We start from the raw sequence: 22,965 nt of genomic DNA, 5'->3' as shown, positions 1-22,965 counted from the left end.
GTTCGGGTCGCTCCTCGTCGGCTCAACCAGCGGTGATCGGTTGCTGATTGAGCCGGGACCGAGCCCTGGAGGGCGAGGACCCGTGTCGAAATCTCTGCGGCTGGGATGGGTGGTGGCCGGCTCTGAGGCGGGAGGGTTGGCGAGGTCGCCTGGCGGAGGTTTCGGCTCGTCTCGTCGGGTCGCTCCTCGTCGGCTCAACCAGCGGTGATCGGTTGCTGATTGAGCCGGGACCGAGCCCTGGAGGGCGAGGACCCGTGTCGAAATCTCTGCAGTGTGGGATGGGTGGTGGGCGCCTCTGGGGTGGGAGGGTTGGCGAGGTCGGCTGGCGGAGGTTTCGGCTCGTCTCGTCGGGTCGCTCCTCGTCGGCTCAACCAGCGTTTTGTGCTTCCCGCCGGGCTCGACCAGTTGCCGATCGGGTGGGTGGTCGCGACCCCGGTTCGAGGGGCGACGCGACCGCCGCCGAAAACCGTTCGCGTCCGCAGGGCGGGATCGGGCAAGCTCTAGAGGTGAGTTCCACCGTTGCGCTGCCGAAGCCTCTCCGGCCGTTCCTCGGCAGTCAGTACCGGTTGCTGGCCGCCGGTCTGGTGTTCGCGCTGTTCTCCGACGGCGTGTGGACGGTTGCGTTGGTGTGGCAGGTGATCGCCCTGGGTGGCGGTCCGGCCCAGGTGTCGATCGCGACCGGTGTGGCCGCGGTCGGGATGGTCGTCTCCACGCTCGCCGGTGGTGTTCTCGCCGATCGCGTGTCACAGCGTCGGATCATCATCGGACTCGAGGTGGTCAAGACCCTCGCCTTCGTCACCGTGGGTGTCTGTGCCCTCGTCGGGGTACTGTCGTTGCCGATCGTGGTGCTCGCCGCATTGTTCGGCGGGATCACCACGGGGATGTACTACCCGGCCTATTCGGCGTTGCTACCGGGCATCGTGACACCGTCGGAACTGCAGGCCGCCAACGGGATCGAGGGATTCCTGCGCCCGGTGCTGTTCCAGGCGGTCGGTCCGATGGTGGCCGGCGCGGTGATCTCGGCGGCGGCGCCCGCGCAGGCGATCGTGGTGGCCGCCATCGCCAGTGTGGCCGCCGGCGGCTGCTATCTGGCGATGCATCCGGTCGCGCTGCGTCGGGACGTCACGACCCTGCGGGGCAACGCGTTCCGGTCCATCGTCACCGACATGGCCGAGGGTTTCGTCTACATGTGGCGGACCCCGTGGTTGTGGTCGACGTTGTTCTTCGCGACCATCCTGGTGTTGGCGACGATGGGTCCGATCGAGGTGCTCATCCCGTTCGCGCTGCGGGAACGCGTTCACGGCGGTGCCGGTGACCATGCCCTGGTGCTGGCCGGTTTCGGTGTGGGCGCGGCGATCTCGTCGCTGGTGTTCGCGACCATCCCGATGCCACGGAGGTATCTCAGTGTGATGTTCGCGGTCTGGGGATTCTCGTCGGTTCCGTTGGTGGTCATGGGTGTTGCCGGGCACACCTGGGTGTTCATCGTCGCCGCCTTCGTCACCGGTATCCTGTTCGACGGGCCGATGGTGCTGTGGGGCACGCTGTTACAGCGCCGGGTCCCGCCGGCCCTGCTGGGGCGGGTGGCCTCGCTGGACTTCTTCGTGTCGGCGGTGCTGATGCCGGTGTCGATGGCGTTGGCCGCGCCGTTGGCGCATGCGATCGGGCTGCAGGCCACCTTCATCGTCTGCGGGGTGCTGCCGGTGCCGTTCGCGCTGTGCTTCTACGTCGCCGCCAGGTTGTGGCGTGACGAGATCGACCATCCGCTCGTCGACGACGAACCGCACCTCACCGCGGTCCCTGCACCTGCGGACTGAGCGACCGCCCGACCGGATCGAGATGGGTGGTCGCGGCGTCGACGACGTGTTCGGTGAGTGCGGTCAGCAACGGTGAACTCACCGTCCAGTACTGCCAGTACAACGGGACGTCGATGTGACGGTCGGTGAATCGGACCAGCCGCCCGTCGTCGAGCGCGTCGGCGATCTGCACCGTCGGCGCTGCACCCCATCCCATCCCGAGTTCGATGGCGCGGTGGTACTCGACAGACCCGGGGATGTACACCCCGGGTGGGTCGCCCGGGGTGTCGGTGAGGATGCGCAGCACGTCGCGTTGCAGCTGGTCGCTGCGGTCGAAGAGCATCATCGGCGCGCGGGCGAGCGCCGCTTCGGTGGGTCCGTCGGGCATCCAGGCCGCGAGGAAATCGGGGGTGGCGACCGGCAGATAGCGCATCGAGCCGAGCTGCTGCACCCGGCAGCCGCGGATGCGGTCGGGGATCGAGGTGATGGCCCCGAGTACCTCACCGGTGCGCAGGTATTCGCCGTTGCGGGATTCGTCGTCGCGGCGCACCTCCACCACCGCGGCGTGGGTGCGGTGGAAGTCGGCGAGGGCCGGGAGGAGCCAGGTGGCCAGGGAGTCGGCGTTGGCCGCGATCGGCAGATGGATGAGCGGCCGGTCGGTGCCGGGTGGACCGTCGGCCGGCCCGGCGAGTTCCTGGCCGGCCTCGGTGACCAGCAGTTCCCATTGTTCGGCCAGGCGGACCAGCACCTCGCCGTCGCGGGTGGCGCGCACCGGTTTGGTACGGCGCACCAGCACCCGACCGACCGAGTGCTCCAGCGCCTTGATCCGCTGGCTGACCGCCGACGGCGTGATGTGCAGAACCGTCGCCGCGGCCTCGAACGTGCCTTCGCGCAGTACCGCCGACAACGTCTGCAGTGCGTCCTGACCGATCTCCATATGAAGTGATTCTAATGATTCATGAAAAACATTCGCTGGTCTTCTGATGAGCACGCTTCTAGCGTCGATGAGCGTGAACGCATTCCTGGTGCCGGCGCTGGCCGGCCTGCTGACCGGTGTCGGGCTGATCGTGGCGATCGGACCGCAGAATGTCTTCGTGCTCCAGCAGGGGGTGCGTCGGACACATGTCGCGCCTGTCGTCGCCGTGTGCGCGCTGTCCGACGTCGTGTTGATCGTCGCCGGGGTGGCCGGTCTGGGGGCGTTGGTCGCGGCCCATCCGCGGGTGGTCACCGTCGCCACGATCCTCGGTGGTGTGTACGTGATGGTGCTCGGCGGTCTGGCCGCCCGGCGATGCCTGCGGAGCAACGAGGCGATCACCACCGCCCGGGCCGAGGCGGCGACGATCAGCCGGTGGGCGGCCGTCGGCACCGCGCTGGCGCTGACCTGGCTCAATCCGCACGTCTACCTCGACACCCTGGTCACCATGGGGGCCATCGCCAACGGGCAGGGCGCCGGGAAGTGGGCGTTCGCCGTCGGCGCGAGTCTGGCGAGCGTGCTGTGGTTCTCGTTGCTGGGCGGGGGTAGCCATCGGGTGGCACCGTTGTTCGCCAAGCCCGCTGCCTGGCGGGTGATCGACGGGGTGGTCGCCGTGATCATGATCGGCATGGGTGCGGCCCTGCTGTTGTCGGCGTGAGCGGTGTCGTCGGCATGAGCGGTGCGTCCGGCGCGTGCTTTACTGTGGCCACCGTCGAATTCGGGAGGGGTCACCGATGACCGCAGGCTGGGGCCGGGCACGTCAGAACGACATCTACGGAGCGGGTGTGCACGGCCGGAAGCCGGTGGTGCCCGCGGACTTCGCCGGGCTCGAACGCCGCGCACGCTCGGCGATGTCGGAGCGTGCGTGGGCCTATGTCGCGGGCGGTGCGGGCGAAGGACGCACGATGACCGCCAACCGCGAGGCCCTCGATCGCTGGGCGATCGTGCCGCGGGTCCTCCGCGATGTGTCGCATCGCAGTCTCGAGGTGGATCTCTTCGGAACCCGGTTGCCCGCCCCGGTTCTCTTCGCGCCGGTCGGGGCCGGCGACCTGGTCCGCCGTGACGCCGACCTGCACATCGGTCACGCCGCAGCGGAACTCGGTGTGCCGTATATCTTCTCGAACCAGGGTGGTGTCCCGATGGAACGCGTCGCCGCCGAGATGGACACGGTACGGGCCGGCGCGCCACGCTGGTTCCAGCTGTACTGGTCGGTCGACGACGAGCTGGTCGACTCGCTGGTACACCGTGCCGAGGCCGCCGGGGCACAGGCCATCGTCGTCACCCTCGACACCACGATGCTCGGCTGGCGCCCCCGGGATCTCGCCCTCGGGTCGTTGCCGTTCGCGCGGGCCGAGGGGATCGCGCAGTACACCTCCGATCCGCGCTTCGCCGACATCGTCGCCGAACGGATCCGGGCCGCCGCCGATTCGACCGAGCGGCAAGAGATCTCGCCGGGCGCCATCAAGACCCTGTTCGCCATCGCCCGGAACACGCCGGGCGCGTTGCTGCGCAATCTGATCCGGCCCGAGCCGCGGGTCGGTGTGCAGACCTTCCTCGACATCTACTCCCGGCCATCGCTCGGCTGGACCGAGATCGAATCCCTGCGGGACAAGACGTCGTTGCCGGTCGTACTCAAGGGAATCCTCCACCCCGACGATGCGCGAGCCGCCGTCGACGCCGGGATCGACGGGATCATCGTCTCCAACCATGGTGGTCGTCAGATCGACGGAGAGATCTCGTCGATCGACGCCCTGCCCGATGTCGCCGATGCCGTCGGCGGCCGCGCGATGATCCTGGTGGACTCCGGGATCTACACCGGTGCAGACGTTTTCAAGGCGCTCGCGCTGGGTGCCGACGCCGTGTGCATCGGCCGTCCGCACATGTACGGGCTGGCGCTCGACGGTGCCGACGGCGCCCGCGACGCGGTGGCCAACATCATCGCCGAACTCGATCTCACGCTCGGGTTGTCGGGGCACACGTCGGTGTCGGAATTGGATCGGAAAGTCCTGAAACGGATTAGGTGAGCGCTGCGCGGTATCGACGGGGCCGTGCTCAGACCAACGGCCGATGGGTTCGCATGCGCCACTTCACGTCCGCGAGAAGGAGGTTGAACGGAAACGCGCGCAACGGCTTCGGGAGCCGCCGGATCAGCGTGCGGGCGACGGTGTTGTGGATGTCGAAGAACCGCTGCTGCCACGGTGTCATCTCGACGCCCATCGCGGTACGGAACCCCTCCGGGAGGAATCCGATGGTGAAGATCTCCGAATGCCAGCCGAACAGTCTCGACATCACCGGCCCGGCGAATTCCATCCGGGCGATCGCCATCAGGTGCTCGCGGATCACCGGATCGATCTCCAGGTCGTCGAGCATGCCGTTCCAATAGTCCTCGAAATCGGCGCGCGTCGCGGGCCACATCTCACGCGGCATCTGCAGGGTGGTGCCCATCACCGCGCCCTGCTGATACGCGGTCTCGGTGATCGCCGCGGGATCGCCGTAGATGCGCTGAACATCCTCCCATCCCTTGTACAGGCATGCCGCGACCCACAGCTGCAGCCGCGGGTCGAAGGCGTTGTACTCGACGGGGCTCTCGGGAGTGGAGCGCACCTTGGCGTGGGAACGGCCGACCGCACGACGATATGCCTTGCGCACCGTGGGATCATCGCTGCTCGCCACCGCCAGGTACGACAGTGTGGTGCGGGTGCGTTTGAGCGGGTGCCGGAACAGGTTGCCGGAGTCGACGCGGCTCTCGTAGACGCCGTAGCCGACGGCGGGCAGGGCCAGCTGCATGATCACGTTGGCGGGTCCGGCGAGTGCGGCGATCCCGAGCAGTTCCAGGTTCGCGGCCGGGAGTGCGTCGCGCTCGGCGCGTGAGATCCGGCCAACGCTCGGCGGGAACCCGGTATCCGGTGATGCTGCTGTGCTCAGGTGGTCCCTTGCCGCGGTCATATGTCCTCCCCGGTGTGTCGTGCGCGTGATCTCGTGACTGTCGGGTCGGCACCCCTCGAGCCGCCCCGGCAATTGTGGAAACGCATGTTTCCTGATTGATTGAACCGCTCTGGACAGTGGGGTGTCAAGGGTGGGGATGCCAAGATGGGAGCCGTGACCGAAGGTTCCCGGCCCGTCGACGGCCAGTCCGAGCGGAGTGCTCCACTGCGCTCCTATGGCGGCGTCGACGGTGACGAGCGGGTTGCGCGGCGCCGGACCGCCCTGATGGACGCCGCGCTCGACCTGCTCGGCGCCGACGGTGGCGGATCGGTCACCGTCCGGGGGGCCTGCCGGGCATCAGGGCTCAACCCGCGCTATTTCTATGAGAGCTTCGAGTCGGTGGAGGCCCTGGTGGCGGCCACCTTCGACCGTGTCGTCGACGAGATCTCGGACTCGGCCCTCGCCGGATTCGGCGCCGGGTCCGGTATCGACGACAAGGTCGCCGGTGCGGTGGGCGCGATCGTCGACATCATCGACGACGACCGGCGCAAGGGTCGGTTGTTGTTCTCTCCCAAACTCCTGTCGCCGACGATCGCCGACAAGCGCAGCGAGTCGACGGCACTGTTCGCGATGCTCACCGTCGACACCGCATCGAACGCGCTGGCCAAGGCGGTCTCGCCGGAGGCGATCGGCGCCGCCCAGTTCGAGGTCGGCGGCCTCGCGCGACTGCTGTCGGCGTGGCTCGACGGCGACGTCGCGCTGGGTCGTGACGAGGTCGTCGCGCTCAGCGTGCGACTGATGATGTCGCTGGTGGATGCGGTGGCCGGGTAGGCGTCGGGATATGTTGGTCACATGAGTGGCGGAGTCGAGCAGACGCAGGTGGAGTCCGCGGACACCCCCGAGAGTGCCGAGGACGGCTGGCGGGACTATGGGGTCGAGGAGCTTCCCGTCCCGCTCGCGGCTGCGCTCTCCGCGTTCGCCGAGCACGGCTACCACGGCACCTCGGTGCGTGAGATCGCTGCGCGCGCCAATCTCTCGGTACCCGGTCTGTACCACCACTATCCGTCCAAGCAGTCCCTGCTGCAGGGACTGCTCGAACGCACCATGACCGACCTGCTGGCCCGCTCGGAGAAGGCCATCGAGGAGGCCGGCCCCGAGCCGGTCAACCGTTTCGACGCGGTCGTCGAGTCGCTGCTGCGGTTCCACATGTACCGCCGTGAGCAGGCCTTCGTCGGCTCCACCGAGATCCGCAGCCTCGACGACGACTACCGCCCCACCTACATCGGGTATCGCGATCGGCAGCAGCGGATGGTCGACGAGATCGTGTTCGCCGGCGTCGACCAGGGTGTGTTCGCCACCGAGTATCCCAAGGACGCCGCCCGGGCGGTCGCGACCATGTGTGTGGGTGTGTCCACCTGGTTCAAGCTCGACGGCGAGCTCGGCGCCGATGAGCTCATCCGCCGCAATCTGCAGCTCGCGCGGTCCATCGTGGGATACCGTCCGCAGCAGTGAGGGGTTGACCCCCGCGGGCGGGCCTGGCAGTCTGACTCCGACAGAACGAGCGATCGGTCGGCACGCGAACAGCGTGTCGTGAGGAGGAATGCATGGCCATCGACCTGCGGTACGGCCCGGACGTGGTCGACGTCATCGAGAAGACGACCCGCTTTGTCCGCGAGTACGTGTTGCCGATCGAGGACCGCTTTGCCGGCGACATCACCGCCGCCGGCGGCGACGAGCTGCGGCGCGAGATGAACGCCAAGGCCCGTGCCGAGGGCATCCTCGCCCCGCACGCGCCCGTCGAGTACGGAGGACTCGGACTGGACATGTCCGACCGCGTACCGGTGTTCGAGGCGGCGGGATACTCGACCTTCGGGCCGGTGGCCCTGCACATCGGTGCTCCCGACGAGGGCAACGTGCACATGCTCGCCCACATCGCCGACGACCGGCAGCGTGAGCTCTACCTCGGGCCACTGGCCACCGCGGAGGTCCGATCCGGCTTCGCGATGACCGAGCCCGCTCCGGGTGCGGGCGCGGACCCCAATGCACTGCGCACGCAGGCCACCAAGGTCGACGGCGGCTGGAAGATCAACGGGATCAAGCACCTGATCACCGGTGCCGAGGGGGCCGCGTTCTTCATCATCATGGCGCGCACCGCCGGCGCCCCCGGTGACCGCGGCGGGGCCACGATGTTCCTCGCCCCGGCCGACACCCCGGGAATCGAGGTGGGGCGGCACGTCCCCACCATCGACCGGTCGATGATCGGCGGACACTGCGAGGTGCTGTTCACCGATGTGTTCGTCCCCGACGAGGACGTCCTCGGCGAGGTCGACGAGGGCTACCGCTACGCCCAGGTGCGCCTCGGTCCGGCCCGCATGACCCATGTCATGCGCTGGCTCGGTGCGGCCACCCGCTGTCACGACGTCGCCCTCGACTATGTCTCGCGCCGTGAGGGTTTCGGCGGCCGACTCGGTGATCTCGGCATGATCCAGCAGATGGTCGCCGACAACGAGATCGACCTTGCCGCAACCCGATCCCTGCTGGTCAAGGCCTGCTACGAGCTCGACCAGGGCGGCCATGCGTCCACCGAGACGTCGATCGCCAAGACCTTTGCGGCCGAGGCGTTCTCCCGGGTCGCCGACCGGTCGATGCAGATGTGCGGCGGGCTCGGTGTGTCCGACGACCTGCCGATCGCCCGACTGCAGCGGGAACTGCGGCCGTTCCGGATCTACGACGGCCCCTCCGAGGTGCATCGCTGGTCCATCGCCCGTCGTTCGATCGGACGTGCCCGCAAGACCGCCAGCGTCAGCCGAGGCGGCCCAGGCATGAGCGGCACCGGGACCGGGATCGACCCGCTCAGCGTCCTCGACCCGGCCGTCCTGCGGAAGTTCCTGGAGGACAACGGTGTCGGAGTTGCCGGTGACCTAGAGATCGGTCTGATCAGCGGCGGTAAGTCCAATCTGACGTTCACCGTCACCGACGGTGTCACCCGCTGGATCGCGCGTCGCCCGCCGACCGGTGGCCTGACGCCCTCGGCACACGACATGGCCCGCGAGTGGTCGGTGACCAGCGCGCTCGGTGGTACGGATGTACCGGTGGCACCGACCGTCGCCTTCGACGTGGAGGGAGACGTCCTCGGTGCGCCGTGCACCGTCGTCGAATTCGTCGACGGTCGGGTGGTCCGTACCCGCGCCGACCTCGACGAGCTCTCCGATGCCGAGGTCGACAGCAATCTCGACGGCCTGGTCTCGACCCTCGCCGCCCTGCATGCGGTGGACTACGAGGCGGTCGGCCTCGGCGAATTCGGCCGTCCCGCAGGGTTTGCCGCCCGTCAGGTCAAGCTGTGGGCACGGCAGTGGGGGATCGTCAAGTCCCGTGAGCTGCCCGACGTCGACAAGCTCGTCGGTCTGCTGTCCGAGCGGGTGCCGGCGACCGCCCGCAACACGATCGTGCACGGTGACTACCGGGTGGACAACACGATCCTCGCCGCCGATGACCCGGGACGGGTTGCGGCCGTGGTGGACTGGGAGATGGCCACGCTCGGCGACCCGATCACCGACGTCGCCCTTATGTGCGTGTACCGGGAGCCGGTGTTCGACGCCGTCGTCGGCTTCGACGCCGCATGGACCTCACCGCGCTACCCGTCGGCCGATGACATCGCCCAGCGGTACGTGACCGCCACCGGAAACGACCTGGGGGACTGGAAGTTCTATCTCGCCCTGGCGAACCTGAAGCTCGGGGTGATCGCCGAGGGCATCGCCCACCGGGCGCGGGCCGGGGCGTCATCGGGCGACGGTGCCGAGAAGGCCGACCAGGCGACCGGTGAGTTCATCGCCGCCGGTCTGGGTCACCTGGCCTGATCGGCACGACCGGGCCGAATCCCACGAGTTCGGCGCGAGGGTGGTGCCGTCACCGGAAGGTGGCGACACCACCCTCGCGGTCGTCGAGGTGGGCGTGCTCGTTGAACGACACCACCGACACCCCACGACGTCCGACGATCAGTTTGGTGACCGAGGCGTTGACCATCGCGCGCGACACCGCGGGCCACTGCCGACCGGGAACATCCCACAGGTCGGCGATCCACTGACTGATCACGCCCGCCGACGACACCACGAGCACCGTCTGTCCACTGCCGGCCTGCTCGGTGGCGGTCTGGGCGGCTGCGCCGACCCGATCGCGGAATCCGGCGTAACTCTCGCCGCCGGCCGTCGGGGTGGCTCCGTCGAGATCGATCCACTGCCCGAGCGCGGCGTCGAGGCGTTGCTGGTAGCTGCGACCGTCGGCGTACTCGGCGGCGCTGGCCTCACCGACGAGGGCCGGGAGCGCGTACTCGTTCCATCGCGGGTCGATCGCGGGGGTGGGTGCGGTGTCGAATGCCGACAGCACGCCGGCGAGGGTGTCGCGCTGACGTGGAAGGTCACCGCAGAACGCCGAGGTGATCTCCCCGGTCCGGCCGGCGAGCAGTTGTCCGGTCAGCGTGGCCTGCAGCACCCCGGTCGGCGTGAGGCCGCCGATCTCACCGGACGCGCTCTGCGATGCCGCATCGACGATGCCGTATGCCTTGGGATCGGCCTGACCGTGCCGGACGAGATAGATCACACCCATGCCTGCAGCCTATGTGGTGTGGGTCTCGCCGTCTCCGTCGGGCCCGTCGAGAACGGGACCGATGAATTCCATGGTCCCCGTTGGTCATACCCGTGGTGCTCGGCGACGACCGACGCCCACGGGGCCGAGGAGGGATGTCGTGACGCGGATGCTGTTCGTCAATCTGGCGGTCGCCGAGGTGTCGCGTACCCGTGACTTCTTCGAGGGGCTCGGGTTCGTCTTCGACGAGATGTTCAGTGACGGCTCCACGCTGTGCATGCCGGTCACCTCGGACGCCGTGGTGATGATGCACCGGTGCCACCGGTTCGCCGGATACTCGGCGGGCCCGGTGGCCGATCCCGCCGTCGGCCGGGAGACCGTGCTCGCGTTCGCGGCGGAATCACGTGCGGAGGTGGACAGGCGCCTCGACGCGGCGCTGGCCGGTGGTGCGACGGTCCTACGGCCTCCCACCGACCTCGGCTTCCTCTATGCCCGCACCTTCTGCGACCTCGACGGTCACGCCTGGGAGGTGGTGTGGACCGATCCACGGAACTCGGGGGTGTCAGCCTGCTGAATCGTCGTACGGCAGTGCCGGCAGGCCGAAACGCGCGAACTCCGCCTCCAGGTCTCCATCGAAGAAGGCGACGACGTGGGCCACCTTGTGGACCGACGGATCGAGGTCGAGGACCTGTAGCTGGAACGGGCGATGCACGCCGTCGTGGCCGCGCATGTACAGACCGAACGCGGGCTGCCCGTTGGCCGTCGTCGGCAGCAGGATCTGATCCCCGGCCTTCTCGGCAGGACAGTTGCCCCGGATGAGGGTCGCGATCGACTCGGCCCCCTGGTACCACCCGGTGAACGGGGGCATCTCCCAGATCGAGGAGTCGGTGAACATCGCTGCGATCGCGTCGACGTCGTAGCGTTCGAACGCCGAGACATACCGTGCGAGCAGGTCCCGCGTCGCCGGATCGTCGATGGTGACCGGGGCGTCGCGGTCGGGTCGGGCCACACGGAGTTGTTCACGGGCACGCTGCAGCAGGCTGTTCACCGCGGCGGTGGTGATGCCGATGGCGTCGGCGACCTCGGCGGCCTTCCACTGCAACACATCCCGCAGGATGAGGACGGCCCGTTGCCGTTCCGGGAGGTGCTGCAGGGCGGCGATGAAGGCGAGCCGGACCGATTCCCGGGCGCTCACCACGAACGCCGGGTCGGCGTCGTCGGCGGGGGTCACCTCGTCCACCGTGCCCGCATATGGCTGCAACCACGGGACCTCATGGTCTTGCAACAGGGTGTCGGTGGGGTCGAACGCGTCGCCGCCCAGCCCCGACGGCAATGGCCTGCGACGCGATCCGTCGAGTGCGGTGAGGCAGGTGTTGGTGGCGATCTTGTGCAGCCAGGTCCGGACCGAGGCGCGATGATCGAACTTCGGGTACCCGCGCCAGGCGCGCAGGTAGGTCTCCTGGGTGAGGTCCTCGGCGTCGTGGTGGGACCCCGTCATGCGATAGCAGTGCGCGATGATCTCGCGCCGGAAAGGCTCGGCGACCTCGAGGAACTCGGCCTCGGAAGGGATTGGTTCCGTGCTCGTGGACATGTGACCCAGGCTACGTCCCACCACTGACAGTGACCATGGTGTGACGAAGTCCCCTCGGGCTCCGGGTTGCCATGCGGTGCCGCGCGTTGTTAGCTTGACACCCATGCACGCGAACGAGCAGACCCGCATCCCGGAGGTGACCTATATGATCACCGCTCTGGGCTGTCGCCTGCCGTTCGCTCGTGTCCTGTGTTGTTGTCGAATGCGCTGACCAGCCGCTCGTGAGATGCGTCCGTCGTCGGACGCCGTGCGGCTGCTGTTCTCGAATCCGCCCGAAACAACGAACTCGCCGCAGAATGTCGCCCGATCGGTCGCCGATGACCGGTGCCGGATGCCGACAATGATCTGTGGCCCACTCCGTGAGGACACGAAACATGACCGCCACCATCGATCACCGCACCACCGCCACCGTCTCCGCCCCGTCCCGACCGGTGCCGCCGCGGATCTCCCGCCCTCGCCCCACCGGCAGTCGGGTGAGCTCACCTCGACCGACGCGCACCCAGGGAGGCCGGCCGATTCACGTCGCGACCCCGCAGCTCGAACTCTCCACCAAACCGGCGGCGCTGGTCCTGCGCACCGCTCGGCTGTCGGGCCCGCTGTTCCGGGACGAGGCCGCCGAACTCACCGGTCTGTCCATCTCCACCGTCAATCGCCAGGTCGGCACCCTGCTCAAGGCGGGTCTGCTGCGTGAACGTGCCGACCTCGCACCCGCCGGTGCGATCGGCCGGCCGCGCCTGCCGTTCGAGTTGAATGTCGCCGACTACCTGACCCTCGGCATCCACATCGGCTACAAGGTCACCTCGATCACCACCCACGACCTGCTGCATCGCGTCGTCGGTGCCATCCAGATCCCCACCCCGGTCGCCGAGTCGCCCGAGCAGACCCTGGCCGCCATCGGTGACAGCGCGCGCCGCTTCCTCGGCCGTTGGAACAACCGTCGCGTCCTGTGGGCCGGGGTCGCCGTGGGTGGCCGCGTCGCCTCCGGTGGCTTCGTCGACCACCCGCGCCTGGGCTGGACCAACGCCCCGGTCGGGCGGATCATCGCCGAGTCGGTCGGTCTGCCGGTGTCGGTGGCCTCGCACGTGGAGGCGATGGCCGCCGCCGAACTCGTGGTGAATCCGGGCACGGTCACCGACGACGAGTCGCAGCGCGCGAGCTTCCTCTACTTCTATGCCCGTGAGATGGTCGGCATCGCCTTCAGCGTCGACGGCACCGTGCACACCCCGGCCGCCGGTCCGCCGGTGATCGGTCACTTCCCGGCTGCCGGGACCACCCTGCTCGACCCCAACCGCACCGGTCGGCTCGAGCCGGCCGTGAGCGACACCGGAGTCGTCGAGGCCGCGCAGTCGCTGAATCTTCCGGTGGAGGACGTCGACGGCGTGATCGCGCTCGCCCGTGCCGGTGATCCCACCGCACAGGCGCTGCTCGAGGAGCGGGCCGAAGTGCTCGGCCGCACCGTCGCCCTGATCGCCGACATCTTCAACCCCGATCACGTCATCCTCGGTGGGCAGGCGTTCACCGACTACCCGACCACCCTCCCCGCCGTGGCCGCAGCCATCCGGGGGACCTCGGTTGTCACCAATCGTGATGTGCGCGTGTCGCATTCGGGTGCCACTGTCCAGCAGCAGGCCGCCGGCGCGGTGTCGTTGGACGCGGTCTACAGCGACCCCATCGCGGCACTCGCCGCGACGGAGTGACCTGAGCCGGCCGTCCTCAGGAGGGCGGGTCGGGCGAGTTCGCCGCCGCCGCCTCCCGAAAGCCGTCGTCGCTTCCCGAAAGCCGTCGTCGCTTCCCGAAAGTAGGGGAAGGCGACTTTCCCCTACTTTCGTCGCCTTCCCCGTGTTTCAACCAGGGGAGGGTTGCGAAACCAGGGGAAGAACAACCTTCCCCTGGTTTCGGGGACGGGGACGGGGCCGGGGAGCTGGGGACCGTGGGAAACGGACGGTCGGTGGAGTCTGGTGCGCTCCGCGGCGCCGCCCCACGGCCTGGCGAACGCCCGTCAGTCGGCGGTCCGGCGGTTGTAGCCGCGTACGGCGAACGGGGCGAACACAGCGGTCAGGACGATCGCCCAGATCAGGGTGGCGAGTTCGGGATGGCGCATCGGCCACGCGGCGTCGGCCGCGGCCGCCGGTCCGTTCCCCCACAGCACACGCATGGCCTGCACGAGCGCCGACATCGGATTCCACTCGGCGATCGCGCGCAGCCACGGCTGCATGTTGGCGGTGGGGACGAAGGCGTTGGAGACAAAGGTCAACGGGAACAGCAGGGTGAACATGAACCCGTTGACCGCCTCGACCGATCGCAGCCAGGAGCCGATGAGCACGCCGAACCAGATCATCCCGAAACCGAAGAGCAGCACCAGGGCGAAGCCCAGGATGCCCTCGCCGACCGACGTGGTGATCCGCCAGCCGATGATCAGCCCCGTCACGGCCATCACCACGATGCCGATCGAGGAGTGGATCAGGCTGGCGATGCTGCGCCCGACGAGCACTGAGGAGCGTCGGATCGGCAGCGAGCGGAAGCGGTCGACGATCCCCTTCTCGATGTCTGCGGTGATGCCGGTGGCGACGATGAACGCGGTGAACACGATGGTCTGCCCCATGATGCCGGGCAGCAGGTACTCCTTGTAGCTCACGCCGGGGACGCCGAGGCTGATCGCCGGCCCGAAGACGTAGGCGAACAACACGACGAACATGATCGGCTGGATCGTCACGTCGGAGAGCATCTCCGGCATTCGGCGTGTGTGGATCAGATTGCGACGCACCATGATCCAGGATTGCTGGGCGATGTTCGTCTGATGGATCGTGGGTGCGGCGGACAACGATCGTGGCGAAGGCGTGGTGGTCGAGGTGGTGGCGGTGGTGGTCATGCGGATTCTCCGTCGGTGGTGGAGGAGTCGGAGTCAAGTGGATCGGGGACGCCTTCGGCCCGGTGTCCGGTGAGCGACAGGAAGACGTCGTCGAGGCTCGGGCGGGCGAGGCCGAGATCGTCGACGCCGATCTGCGATTCGTCGAACAAGCCGGCGATCCGTGTCAGATCCGACAGCCCCGACGCCGGGGTGGTGACGGTGCGCGACGCGGCGTCGACGAACACCTCCTGGCCGTGGCGGGACAACAGTTCGCGTGCCGGCTCGAGATCGGTGTCCGCCGACACGGTGATCACCACACTCGCCGCCCCGGCCTGCTGTTTGAGCTGCAGCGGGGTGCCGTGCGCGATGATCGTGCCGCGGTCGATGACGACGATGTCGTCGGCGAGCTGATCGGCCTCTTCCAGATACTGCGTGGTGAGCAGCAATGTGGTGCCGCCGTCGACGAGTTCCCGCAACACATCCCACAACTCGTTGCGGCTACGCGGATCGAGTCCGGTGGTCGGCTCGTCGAGGAACAGCACCGGTGGTGCGGCGAGCAGGCTCACGGCCAGGTCGAGGCGTCGGCGCATACCACCGGAATAGGACTTGACCTGCTTGTTGCCGGCATCGGTGAGCGAGAACTGCTCGAGGAGCCGGTCGCTGCGCCGGGCCAGTTCGCGGCGTCGGATGCCGTAGAGGCCACCGATCATCCGGAGGTTCTCGCGGCCGGTCAGGATCTCGTCGACGGTGGCCGCCTGGCCCGTCAGTCCCATGTGGCGGCGGACCTCCTCCGGATCGTCCCGGACGTCGAATCCGGCGATCCGTGCGGTGCCGGAGGTGGGCTCCGACAACGTGGTCATCATGCGGACGATGGTGGTCTTCCCGGCCCCGTTGGGGCCGAGGAGTCCGAGCACCGATCCCTGCGGGACAGTGAAGGACACACCGTCGACGGCGGTCAGGTCGCCGAAGGTCTTGACGAGGTCGATGGCCTCGATCGCGGGGGTGTCGGGGCCGATGGCCCCGACCTCGACTGCTGGTTGTGCGGTCATGTTTCTCCAGGCTAGGGACGGGCGCGCACCGGCGCCAGGGGTTTTCGGTGGACTGTCCTCGATACAGACCACCTGGGTGCGCAGAACTCATCGGCAAACGGTCGTCGCAGGTCTGCGACCATGAACGAATGGCAAGCGACAGTTTTGATCACGATTCCGAATCATTCGAGAACGGTCTCCGGATACGGCGCGCGGTGATGGGCGACGACTTCGTCGACGCGGCCCTCGCGCGCACCGACGGAACCCCCTCGGCGACGCTGCAGCAATTCGTCACCGAGCACGTGTGGGATGCGGTCTGGAACCGCCCGGGACTCGAGCGTCGCGACCGCAGTCTGCTCAACATCGGCATCCTCACCGCATTGCGTGCTCACGAGGAACTCGTCGGGCATGTCCGCGGTGCGCTCACCAACGGACTCACGCAGGACGAGATCGTCGAGGCGATCGTGCACACCGCCGGGTACTGCGGCGCGCCTGCCGCGTTGTCGGCGATGAAGGTGGCGCAACAGGTCTTCGACGCGCACAACGCGTCCTGACGAGAGAGAGCGTGGCTCCTCCTCCGCGTTTGCGAACGCTGGTGCGGCATCGATCCGCAAGTGCGGATAGGGTACCCGTATGGTCGCGATCAGGATCAAGGAGGCGGCGGCGCTGCTCGGGGTCAGTGACGACACCGTGCGCCGGTGGATCAGTGTGGGGGCATTGTCCGCCACCAGCGCCGAGGGTGCGACCACCGTCGACGGTGCCGAACTGGCCGCACTCGCGGTCGACCGTGCCCGCGACCCGGGGCAGGACGACGACCGAGTGCTGACGTCGGCCCGTAACCGCTTCACCGGTCTCGTCACCGACGTCGAGATGGACGGGGTGATGGCCAAGGTCGGCCTGCAGTGCGGGCCGTTCGCGGTGACCTCACTGATGAGTGCCGAGGCCGCCCGTGAACTCGGCCTCGAACCCGGCGTGATCGCGAGTGCGGTGGTCAAGGCGACGACCGTGATCGTCGAGCGCGACGCGCACCGCTGACGCTCCGGCGTCGGACACCACTACGGACAGTTTTCCAGGGAGAGCAGATGATGTTGCGCGGTAAGAGGATTCGTCAGACGATTGCGGCCGTCGGGGTGGTCGCGGCCGCGTCCGTGACCGTCGCCGGATGCTCGTCGTCGGATGACGGCGGGTCCGGCGAGAAGACCGTCCTCAACGTCTACGCGGCCGCATCGCTGAAGAAGACCTTCACCGAGTTGGAGAAGGCCTACGAGGCGCAGCATTCCGACGTCGACGTGAAGATCAACTTCGACGGATCGTCGGCCCTGGTCAACCAGATCCAGCAGGGCGCCGACGTGGACGTGCTCGCCACCGCCGACCAGAAGACCATGGACAAGGTGGCCGACAAGGTCGACACCCCGCAGATCTTCGCCCGCAACACCCTGGTGATCGTCACCGCCCCCGGAAACCCGAAGCACGTCACCGACTTCGCGAGCCTGCGCAACCCGGACGTCACCACCGTGGTCTGCGCGGTCGAGGTGCCGTGTGGCGCCGCGACCGCCGAGGTCGAGCAGAACACCGGCGTCGACATCGCGCCGAAGAGCCAGGAGACCTCGGTGACCGCGGTCCTCACCAAGGTCACCAGCGGTCAGGCCGACGCCGGTCTGGTCTATGTCACCGACGCCAAGGGCGCCGGTGACAAGGTCACCACCGTCGACGATCCCGCCTTCGCCGCGGTGGTCAACAGCTATCCGATCGCCACCCTCACGGCGTCCAGGCACGAGCAGCAGGCGCAGGAGTTCGTCGATCTGGTTCTCGGCAGCACCGGTCAGAAGATCCTGACCGACGCCGGCTTCGCCGCGGCCTCCTGATCGGGCGCCACGTCAGCAGATGAGGCGCGTCCCGCTCTGGATTCACGTCCCCGCCACCCTCGGGGTCGCGCTGATCCTGATGGGTCCCATCGCGATCCTGTGGCGGATGCCGTGGGACACCTTCTGGGAGTCGGTGACGTCGCCGGACTCGGTGGCGGCGCTGCGGCTGGGCATGCTCACCGCGGTGAGCACCACCGTCGTATGCCTGCTACTCGGTGTGCCGATGGCGATCGTGTTCGCCCGGTACGACTCGATGGTCGTCCGGGTGATCCGTGCGGTTGTCCTGCTGCCCCTGGTGCTGCCACCGGTGGTCGGTGGTGTGGCGTTGCTGTACGCGCTGGGCCGGTACGGGCTGATCGGGCAGTACCTCGACCGGGCGGGGATCGTCATCGCCTTCACCACCCCGGCGGTGGTGATCGCGCAGACCTTTGTGGCACTGCCGTTCCTGGTGATCAGCGTGGAAGGTGCCCTGCGCACCGCCGGTGACCGGTACGAGCAGGTCGCCGCCACCCTGGGTGCTGGTCCCACGCGCACCCTGTGGCGGGTGACGTTGCCGCTGATCGTGCCGGCACTGATCGCCGGCAGCGTCCTCGCCTTCGCCCGGGCGCTCGGCGAGTTCGGTGCCACGATCACCTTTGCCGGGAACCTGCCCGGGACCACCCAGACGGCACCGTTGAAGATCTACCTCGACGCAATCTCCGATCCGCTTGCCGCACTGCCGATGTCGTTGGTGTTGATCGTGATCGCCCTGGTGGTCGTGGTGGGCGTGCACCTCCGGAAGGGATCGGGGGTGATGACGTGACCGAGGAGTCCGCGGCCTTCCGCGCCGCCGTGCGGTGTGAGCTGCCGCCGCTCACCGCCGATCTCGAGGTGCCGCCGGCGACCACGCTCGGCGTGATCGGCCCCAACGGCGCCGGAAAGTCCACGCTGCTGGGGATTCTGGCCGGATTGCGCCGCACCCCGGACTCCGAGGTGCGATTGGGGGAGCGGGTGCTGCAGGGCCGCGGTGTCTTCGTCGAACCGCACCGGCGTTCGGTGGTGTTGCTCGAGCAGAAGGCGAAGCTGTTCCCGCATCTCGACGTTCGGCGAAACGTCGCCTTCGGTCCGGCGGCCGCAGGGTTGTCCCGTCGTGCGACGCGGGACCGCGCCGGGCACTGGCTCGACGCGGTGGGCGTCGCCCATCTCGCCGACCGCATGCCCTCGCAACTGTCGGGTGGGCAGGCCCAGCGCGTGGCGATCGCCCGGGCCCTGGCCACCGAACCGTCGGTGCTGCTGTTCGACGAACCATTCGCGGCACTCGATGTGGATGTGGCACAGCAGATGCGGGCCCTGGTGCGATCCCTGCTCGCGGACCGGGCGGGTTGTACGGTGCTGGTCACCCATGATCTCGTCGACGTGGTCGGGCTCGCCGACACCGTTGCCGTGCTCGACCACGGCAGGCTGGTGCAGACCGGCCCGACCAGTGAGGTGCTGATGCATCCGGAGACGCCGTTCGCGGCGTCGCTGTCGGGGGTCGACCTGGTGACCGGCCGGTTCGACGGTCCGTCGACGATCGAAGGGCCGGGCGGGATCACGGTGGTCGGGGAGCCCACCGAGCCGCTGAGCTCAGGGCAACCCGCGGCCGCTGCGTTCTCCCCGCGTGCCGTCGCAGTGTATCCACAAGCGCCGCATGGTAGTCCGCGCAACAGCTGGGCAGGAACCGTCACCGAGGTGCTGCCGCGCGGCGATCACGCACTGGTGTGGGCGGACTGCGGGGGACTTCGGATCGGTGCCGAGGTGACCTGGGCGTCGGTGGCCGAACTCGGGCTGGGACACGGGAGTCCGGTGTACCTGGTGGTCAAGGCCACCGAGGTGCGGATCTACGGAACCGCCGGACCGGTGTCGACGCTTCCGGGGGTATCGGAATCGGGGCGGTGACGACCCGCCGTCAACGCCTTCGCCTTCAGTCGGCGATAGCCGCGCACCGAGAGCGTGGGGATCGATCGCAAGTGCACCGGCGCGACGTCGGCGAGCTCGTCGGCCACCGCCTGGTCGACCAGAGTCGTTCCCGGACGTGCTGATCCGCAGAGCCGGGCCGCGATGTTCACCGGCTCGCCGAAGACGTCGCCGAGACGGGTCAGGATGTGTCCGCGGGCGAGGCCGACCCGCAACGACGGGATTCGGTCGTCGTCACTGAGCCGGTGGATCGCCAGCGCGGCCTCGGCGGCGTCGGATGCTCCGGTGAAGGTGAACATGACGGCGTCGCCGAGCGTCTTGATGACCGTTCCACCGTTCTTCGCGATGATCTCGTGCGTCCGGTCCTCGAAGATCTCGAGCAGCACCTCGAGCTCGGCCATCCCGATCCGGCGCGACAGGCTGGTGTAGCCGACGATGTCGACGAATCCGACCACCAGTTCCTGCGATTCGTCATGGGGATGGGTGATGTCCCGTTCGAGGGCCACCGACAGGTGGCGCCGCCAGATCATCTGCTGGATCAGGCCGAGTGCCAGCGCCATCTGGTCGCGGGTCCACGGGATCTCGGGATTCTTGTCGAACTCGATCAGCTGTTCGGCCTGCCAGTCGGCCAGTCGTGACATGGTCTGTCCGATCGCCCGCGCGACCGGCACCTGCGCGGCCGGGGGAATGGCCTCGTCGGAATGGGCGAAGAACCGCAAGGCCTCCACCTCGGCGGCGGTGAAGATCTTCTCGTCGGTGGTCTGCCGGGCGAAACCGAAGGCATTCCACATCTTCTCGGCGTACTCGGTGGAGATCCCGAGTTCGGCGATCAGCTCGTCCCGGGTGTACTCGGGTTCGCCCGCGGTGGTCATACCGAGAGTATCCCCTTCATCAGGTACGCCATGGTGGCCGGGAACTCCGGACGGTTCACCCCGCGTCGCACACGCACCGCGTCGTTGACGATCGACAGTGCGGCATGGACCGCGATCGCTGCCTGCGCGCGGTTCAGTTCGGGATGGGCCGCACCGAGCAGGTCGATCCACCGGGTGACGTAGCGACGTTGCACGTCCAGGAGATCCCCCGCGGCCGGTTGGCCGGCCAGCGCGTAGGAGTTGTTGAACGCCACCGACAGGTCGGAGCTCGACGTGATCACCCCGACATACGAATCCACCAGCAGCGCAAGCACTGCGGCGGCGTCCTCGGCCTCTGGCCCGCCTGCCTCGGCCGGGATCGCGGCGTACGCGGCCATCACCCCGGCCTCCAGCCGGGTACCGCTGCGTTGGCCGATTCCGAGCAGGATCGCCAGTTTGGACGAGAAGTGTTTGTAGACACTGGGTCCGGTGATGCCCACCGCGGCACCGATGTCGTCGACGCCCACTCCGGCATAGCCCCGCTCGGCGAACAGGTCGGCTGCGGCGTCGAGGATCTCGTCCCGGCGCGTCCTCGTCGAGGTACCCATCGGTGGGGGAGTGGTCAGCGGCGGCGCCGACAGCGGCTGCACCGCCACCAGACGACGCACCAGGATGCCGAGCTCGGCCTGCGCCCGCGTGCTCGAGAGCCGGGTGGTGTGCACCGCGAGACTGCCGGCGATCGACAGCATCGCCCAGGCGATCTGGATCGCGTTGCGCTCACCCATCGTCGTCGCGGCGTCGATGGTGGCCGCCCAGCGGTGCAGGACCTCACGCGTCCGCAGCACCACCTCGCGGTTCTGCTCATCGGTGAGGTGCTGGCTGGCCGACCGCCACAGTGACGTCGACTCCGGCCGCTTGGCGCCCAGTGCACACAGCATCGTCACGAGGCGATCCATGCTCTGGTCGCCGACCAGTGCACGGTCGGTGCAGGACTCGAGATCGTCGACGGCGGCGATCACCGCGGCGTCGAGCAAGGCCAGCTTGTCGGTGAAATGCCGATACACCGACGGTGCGGTGACGCCGGCGGCGCGCGCGATGTCTGCCACCGAGACCTGCTGGTATCCGCGTTCGGCGAACAGCGTCGTCGCGTGGTCGACGAGCTGCCGTTTGCGGTCGGCCGGACGCGTCCGACGCGGTCCGGCCGGTGGGGTGGAGGTAGACATGGTGAATCGACCTTAGCTGAAAATCCAAGGCTTCATCTAGTCCCTGACCTCTAGGTATAGCCAAACAAGTTATTCCGCGTTAGCCTGGGGTGAAACCATCGCTGGTTCGTGTGAAAGGAACACTTCATCGTGGCCGATCAAGCATTCATCTACGAGGCACTCCGTACGCCTCGCGGCAAGCAGCGCGGTGGTGCGCTGCACAGCGTCAAGCCGGTCGATCTCGCCTCCGGACTGATCAACGAGGTCCTCGCCCGCCACGGCGGCCTGGATGGCTCGCAGGTCAACGACGTGATCCTCGGCGTCGTCTCGCCCGTCGGCGAGCAGGGCGCCGTCATCGCGCGCACCGCAGCCCTCAACTCGGGCCTGCCGGAGAACGTCCCCGGCACCCAGATCAACCGCTTCTGCGCGTCGGGTCTGGAAGCCACCAACCTCGGCGCGGCCAAGGTCGCCAGCGGCTTCGACGATCTGGTGATCGCCGGTGGTGTCGAATCGATGTCGCGTGTGCCGATGGGCAGCGACGGCGGCGCGCTCTTCACCGATCCGCTGACCGCCTACCAGAACTACATCGTCCCGCAGGGTATCGGTGCCGACCTGATCGCGACCATCGAGGGCTTCTCCCGCGAGGACGTCGACGCTTACGCCGCCGAGTCGCAGGTCCGCGCCGAGAAGGCCTGGACCAGCGGCTTCTTCACGAAGTCCGTGGTTCCGGTGCGTGACATGAACGGTGTCATCCTGCTCGACCACGACGAGCACCGCCGCCCGAGCAGCACCGTCGAGTCGCTGGGCAAGCTCAAGCCGGCCTTCGCCGCGCTGGCCGACATGGCCGGCTTCGACGACGTGATCCTGCAGCGTTACCCCGAGGTGGAGCGCGTCAACCACGTCCACACCGGCGGCAACAGCTCGGGCATCGTCGACGGTGCCGCAGCGGTCCTGATCGGTAGCGAGGAGGCGGGCAAGCGCAACGGCCTGACCCCGCGCGCCCGCTTCGTGTCGTTCGCGCAGGTCGGTTCCGAGCCGTCGATCATGCTCACCGGCCCCACCCCGGCCACCGAGCTCGCCCTCGAGCGCGCCGGCCTGACCGTCGACGACATCGACGTCTTCGAGCTGAACGAGGCGTTTGCGTCGGTCGTCATGAAGTGGATGAAGGACCTCAAGGTCCCGCACGAGAAGGTCAACGTCAACGGTGGCGCGATCGCGATGGGTCACCCGCTCGGTGCCACCGGTGCGATGATCCTGGGCACCTGCCTCGACGAGCTCGAGCGCACCGGCGGTCGCTACGGCCTGGTCACCCTGTGCATCGGCGGCGGCATGGGCATCGCCACCGTCATCGAGCGCGTCTGATTCCACCTCGA

At 68.3% G+C, this 22,965-nt stretch carries 22 protein-coding genes and 1 pseudogene; 15 read left to right on the top strand and 8 right to left on the bottom strand.

The genetic code is table 11. The features are described 5' to 3' along the window. Positions 1-506 precede the first annotated feature (506 nt). On the top strand, positions 507-1,814 hold the full coding sequence (locus ACWDUA_RS01160) for an MFS transporter (protein ID WP_449749170.1): 1,308 nt from the start codon (positions 507-509) through the stop codon (positions 1,812-1,814). Here ACWDUA_RS01160 and ACWDUA_RS01155 read toward each other — a convergent pair. Then, the gene (locus ACWDUA_RS01155; protein ID WP_449749169.1) at positions 1,786-2,730 is read right to left on the bottom strand and encodes a LysR family transcriptional regulator ArgP; all 945 of its coding nucleotides are present in this window, start codon (positions 2,728-2,730) and stop codon (positions 1,786-1,788) included. The two genes, ACWDUA_RS01160 and ACWDUA_RS01155, sit on opposite strands and share 29 nt — an antisense overlap. Before the next feature lie 46 nt (positions 2,731-2,776). On the opposite strand from ACWDUA_RS01155, the gene ACWDUA_RS01150 reads away from it, so the two are divergent. Further along, entirely contained in the window at positions 2,777-3,424 is a 648-nt protein-coding gene (locus ACWDUA_RS01150) for a LysE/ArgO family amino acid transporter (protein WP_449749168.1), read from the top strand. A 76-nt stretch (positions 3,425-3,500) separates the two neighbouring features. Further along, the gene (locus tag ACWDUA_RS01145) at positions 3,501-4,790 is read left to right on the top strand and encodes an alpha-hydroxy-acid oxidizing protein (protein WP_449749167.1); all 1,290 of its coding nucleotides are present in this window, start codon (positions 3,501-3,503) and stop codon (positions 4,788-4,790) included. Between the two features lie 28 nt (positions 4,791-4,818). Here the strand turns inward: ACWDUA_RS01145 and ACWDUA_RS01140 are convergent, their stop codons facing one another. Then, positions 4,819-5,712, bottom strand: coding sequence for an oxygenase MpaB family protein (locus tag ACWDUA_RS01140; RefSeq protein WP_449749166.1), 894 nt, complete (start codon positions 5,710-5,712; stop codon positions 4,819-4,821). Between the two features lie 144 nt (positions 5,713-5,856). Here ACWDUA_RS01140 and ACWDUA_RS01135 point away from each other — a divergent pair, with 144 nt between their 5' ends. The 4 genes and pseudogenes from ACWDUA_RS01135 to ACWDUA_RS01120 all read left to right on the top strand — a co-directional run bounded on the left by ACWDUA_RS01135 (position 5,857) and on the right by ACWDUA_RS01120 (position 9,548). Continuing rightward, positions 5,857-6,522 (top strand): TetR/AcrR family transcriptional regulator, encoded by a 666-nt coding sequence (locus tag ACWDUA_RS01135; RefSeq protein WP_449749165.1) that lies wholly within the window; start codon positions 5,857-5,859, stop codon positions 6,520-6,522. Positions 6,523-6,543: 21 nt separating this feature from the next. Next, complete coding sequence (locus ACWDUA_RS01130) at positions 6,544-7,203, top strand: TetR/AcrR family transcriptional regulator (protein ID WP_449749164.1); 660 nt, start codon at positions 6,544-6,546, stop codon at positions 7,201-7,203. Between the two features lie 92 nt (positions 7,204-7,295). Further along, positions 7,296-8,498 (top strand): annotated as a pseudogene (locus ACWDUA_RS01125) (acyl-CoA dehydrogenase family protein); the annotation flags it as partial. A gap of 15 nt (positions 8,499-8,513) precedes the next feature. Next, entirely contained in the window at positions 8,514-9,548 is a 1,035-nt protein-coding gene (locus ACWDUA_RS01120) for a phosphotransferase family protein (protein ID WP_449749385.1), read from the top strand. Positions 9,549-9,597: 49 nt separating this feature from the next. Here the strand turns inward: ACWDUA_RS01120 and ACWDUA_RS01115 are convergent, their stop codons facing one another. Next, positions 9,598-10,293 carry a histidine phosphatase family protein gene (locus ACWDUA_RS01115; protein WP_449749163.1) on the bottom strand — a complete coding sequence of 232 codons (696 nt, stop codon included), beginning with the start codon at positions 10,291-10,293 and terminating at the stop codon, positions 9,598-9,600. 148 nt (positions 10,294-10,441) lie between these two features. Here ACWDUA_RS01115 and ACWDUA_RS01110 point away from each other — a divergent pair, with 148 nt between their 5' ends. After that, complete coding sequence (locus ACWDUA_RS01110; protein WP_449749384.1) at positions 10,442-10,846, top strand: VOC family protein; 405 nt, start codon at positions 10,442-10,444, stop codon at positions 10,844-10,846. On the opposite strand, the gene ACWDUA_RS01105 is transcribed toward ACWDUA_RS01110, so the two are convergent. Beyond that, positions 10,835-11,863, bottom strand: a complete 1,029-nt coding sequence (locus ACWDUA_RS01105) for a sigma-70 family RNA polymerase sigma factor (protein ID WP_449749162.1) — start codon at positions 11,861-11,863, stop codon at positions 10,835-10,837. The two genes, ACWDUA_RS01110 and ACWDUA_RS01105, sit on opposite strands and share 12 nt — an antisense overlap. Before the next feature lie 374 nt (positions 11,864-12,237). Here ACWDUA_RS01105 and ACWDUA_RS01100 point away from each other — a divergent pair, with 374 nt between their 5' ends. Beyond that, positions 12,238-13,560: an ROK family protein gene (locus tag ACWDUA_RS01100; RefSeq protein WP_449749161.1), complete on the top strand. Its 1,323-nt coding sequence runs from the start codon at positions 12,238-12,240 to the stop codon at positions 13,558-13,560. Between the two features lie 302 nt (positions 13,561-13,862). On the opposite strand, the gene ACWDUA_RS01095 is transcribed toward ACWDUA_RS01100, so the two are convergent. Together ACWDUA_RS01095 and ACWDUA_RS01090 are read right to left on the bottom strand one after the other, a co-directional pair. Continuing rightward, entirely contained in the window at positions 13,863-14,732 is an 870-nt protein-coding gene (locus ACWDUA_RS01095; protein ID WP_449749160.1) for an ABC transporter permease, read from the bottom strand. Beyond that, positions 14,729-15,760 (bottom strand): ATP-binding cassette domain-containing protein, encoded by a 1,032-nt coding sequence (locus tag ACWDUA_RS01090; protein ID WP_449749159.1) that lies wholly within the window; start codon positions 15,758-15,760, stop codon positions 14,729-14,731. Before ACWDUA_RS01090 ends, ACWDUA_RS01095 begins: the two co-directional genes overlap by 4 nt. A gap of 128 nt (positions 15,761-15,888) precedes the next feature. On the opposite strand from ACWDUA_RS01090, the gene ACWDUA_RS01085 reads away from it, so the two are divergent. The 5 genes from ACWDUA_RS01085 to ACWDUA_RS01065 all read left to right on the top strand — a co-directional run bounded on the left by ACWDUA_RS01085 (position 15,889) and on the right by ACWDUA_RS01065 (position 19,521). Then, on the top strand, positions 15,889-16,293 hold the full coding sequence (locus ACWDUA_RS01085; RefSeq protein ID WP_449749158.1) for a carboxymuconolactone decarboxylase family protein: 405 nt from the start codon (positions 15,889-15,891) through the stop codon (positions 16,291-16,293). Positions 16,294-16,372: 79 nt separating this feature from the next. Continuing rightward, positions 16,373-16,774, top strand: coding sequence for a TOBE domain-containing protein (locus ACWDUA_RS01080; RefSeq protein ID WP_449749157.1), 402 nt, complete (start codon positions 16,373-16,375; stop codon positions 16,772-16,774). A 50-nt stretch (positions 16,775-16,824) separates the two neighbouring features. Next, on the top strand, positions 16,825-17,604 hold the full coding sequence (gene modA, locus ACWDUA_RS01075; RefSeq protein WP_449749156.1) for a molybdate ABC transporter substrate-binding protein: 780 nt from the start codon (positions 16,825-16,827) through the stop codon (positions 17,602-17,604). Positions 17,605-17,623: 19 nt separating this feature from the next. Beyond that, complete coding sequence (locus ACWDUA_RS01070) at positions 17,624-18,406, top strand: ABC transporter permease (RefSeq protein WP_449749155.1); 783 nt, start codon at positions 17,624-17,626, stop codon at positions 18,404-18,406. Continuing rightward, positions 18,403-19,521: a sulfate/molybdate ABC transporter ATP-binding protein gene (locus tag ACWDUA_RS01065; protein WP_449749154.1), complete on the top strand. Its 1,119-nt coding sequence runs from the start codon at positions 18,403-18,405 to the stop codon at positions 19,519-19,521. Before ACWDUA_RS01070 ends, ACWDUA_RS01065 begins: the two co-directional genes overlap by 4 nt. Here ACWDUA_RS01065 and ACWDUA_RS01060 read toward each other — a convergent pair. Both ACWDUA_RS01060 and ACWDUA_RS01055 read right to left on the bottom strand, forming a co-directional pair. Next, the gene (locus tag ACWDUA_RS01060) at positions 19,464-20,411 is read right to left on the bottom strand and encodes an adenylate/guanylate cyclase domain-containing protein (RefSeq protein WP_449749153.1); all 948 of its coding nucleotides are present in this window, start codon (positions 20,409-20,411) and stop codon (positions 19,464-19,466) included. The two genes, ACWDUA_RS01065 and ACWDUA_RS01060, sit on opposite strands and share 58 nt — an antisense overlap. Beyond that, a complete protein-coding gene (locus ACWDUA_RS01055; protein ID WP_449749152.1) occupies positions 20,408-21,613 on the bottom strand; it encodes a TetR/AcrR family transcriptional regulator in 1,206 nt (401 codons plus the stop codon). The genes ACWDUA_RS01060 and ACWDUA_RS01055 overlap by 4 nt, the downstream gene beginning before the upstream one ends. Positions 21,614-21,742: 129 nt before the next feature. Between ACWDUA_RS01055 and ACWDUA_RS01050 the strand changes: the two genes are divergently transcribed. Beyond that, positions 21,743-22,954, top strand: coding sequence for an acetyl-CoA C-acetyltransferase (locus ACWDUA_RS01050; RefSeq protein WP_449749151.1), 1,212 nt, complete (start codon positions 21,743-21,745; stop codon positions 22,952-22,954). Positions 22,955-22,965 lie beyond the last annotated feature (11 nt).

This window comes from Gordonia sp. NPDC003376, assembly GCF_053589235.1.
Note: the sequence above shows the minus strand (reverse complement) of the source record. Positions and strands in the feature narration are given on the sequence as shown.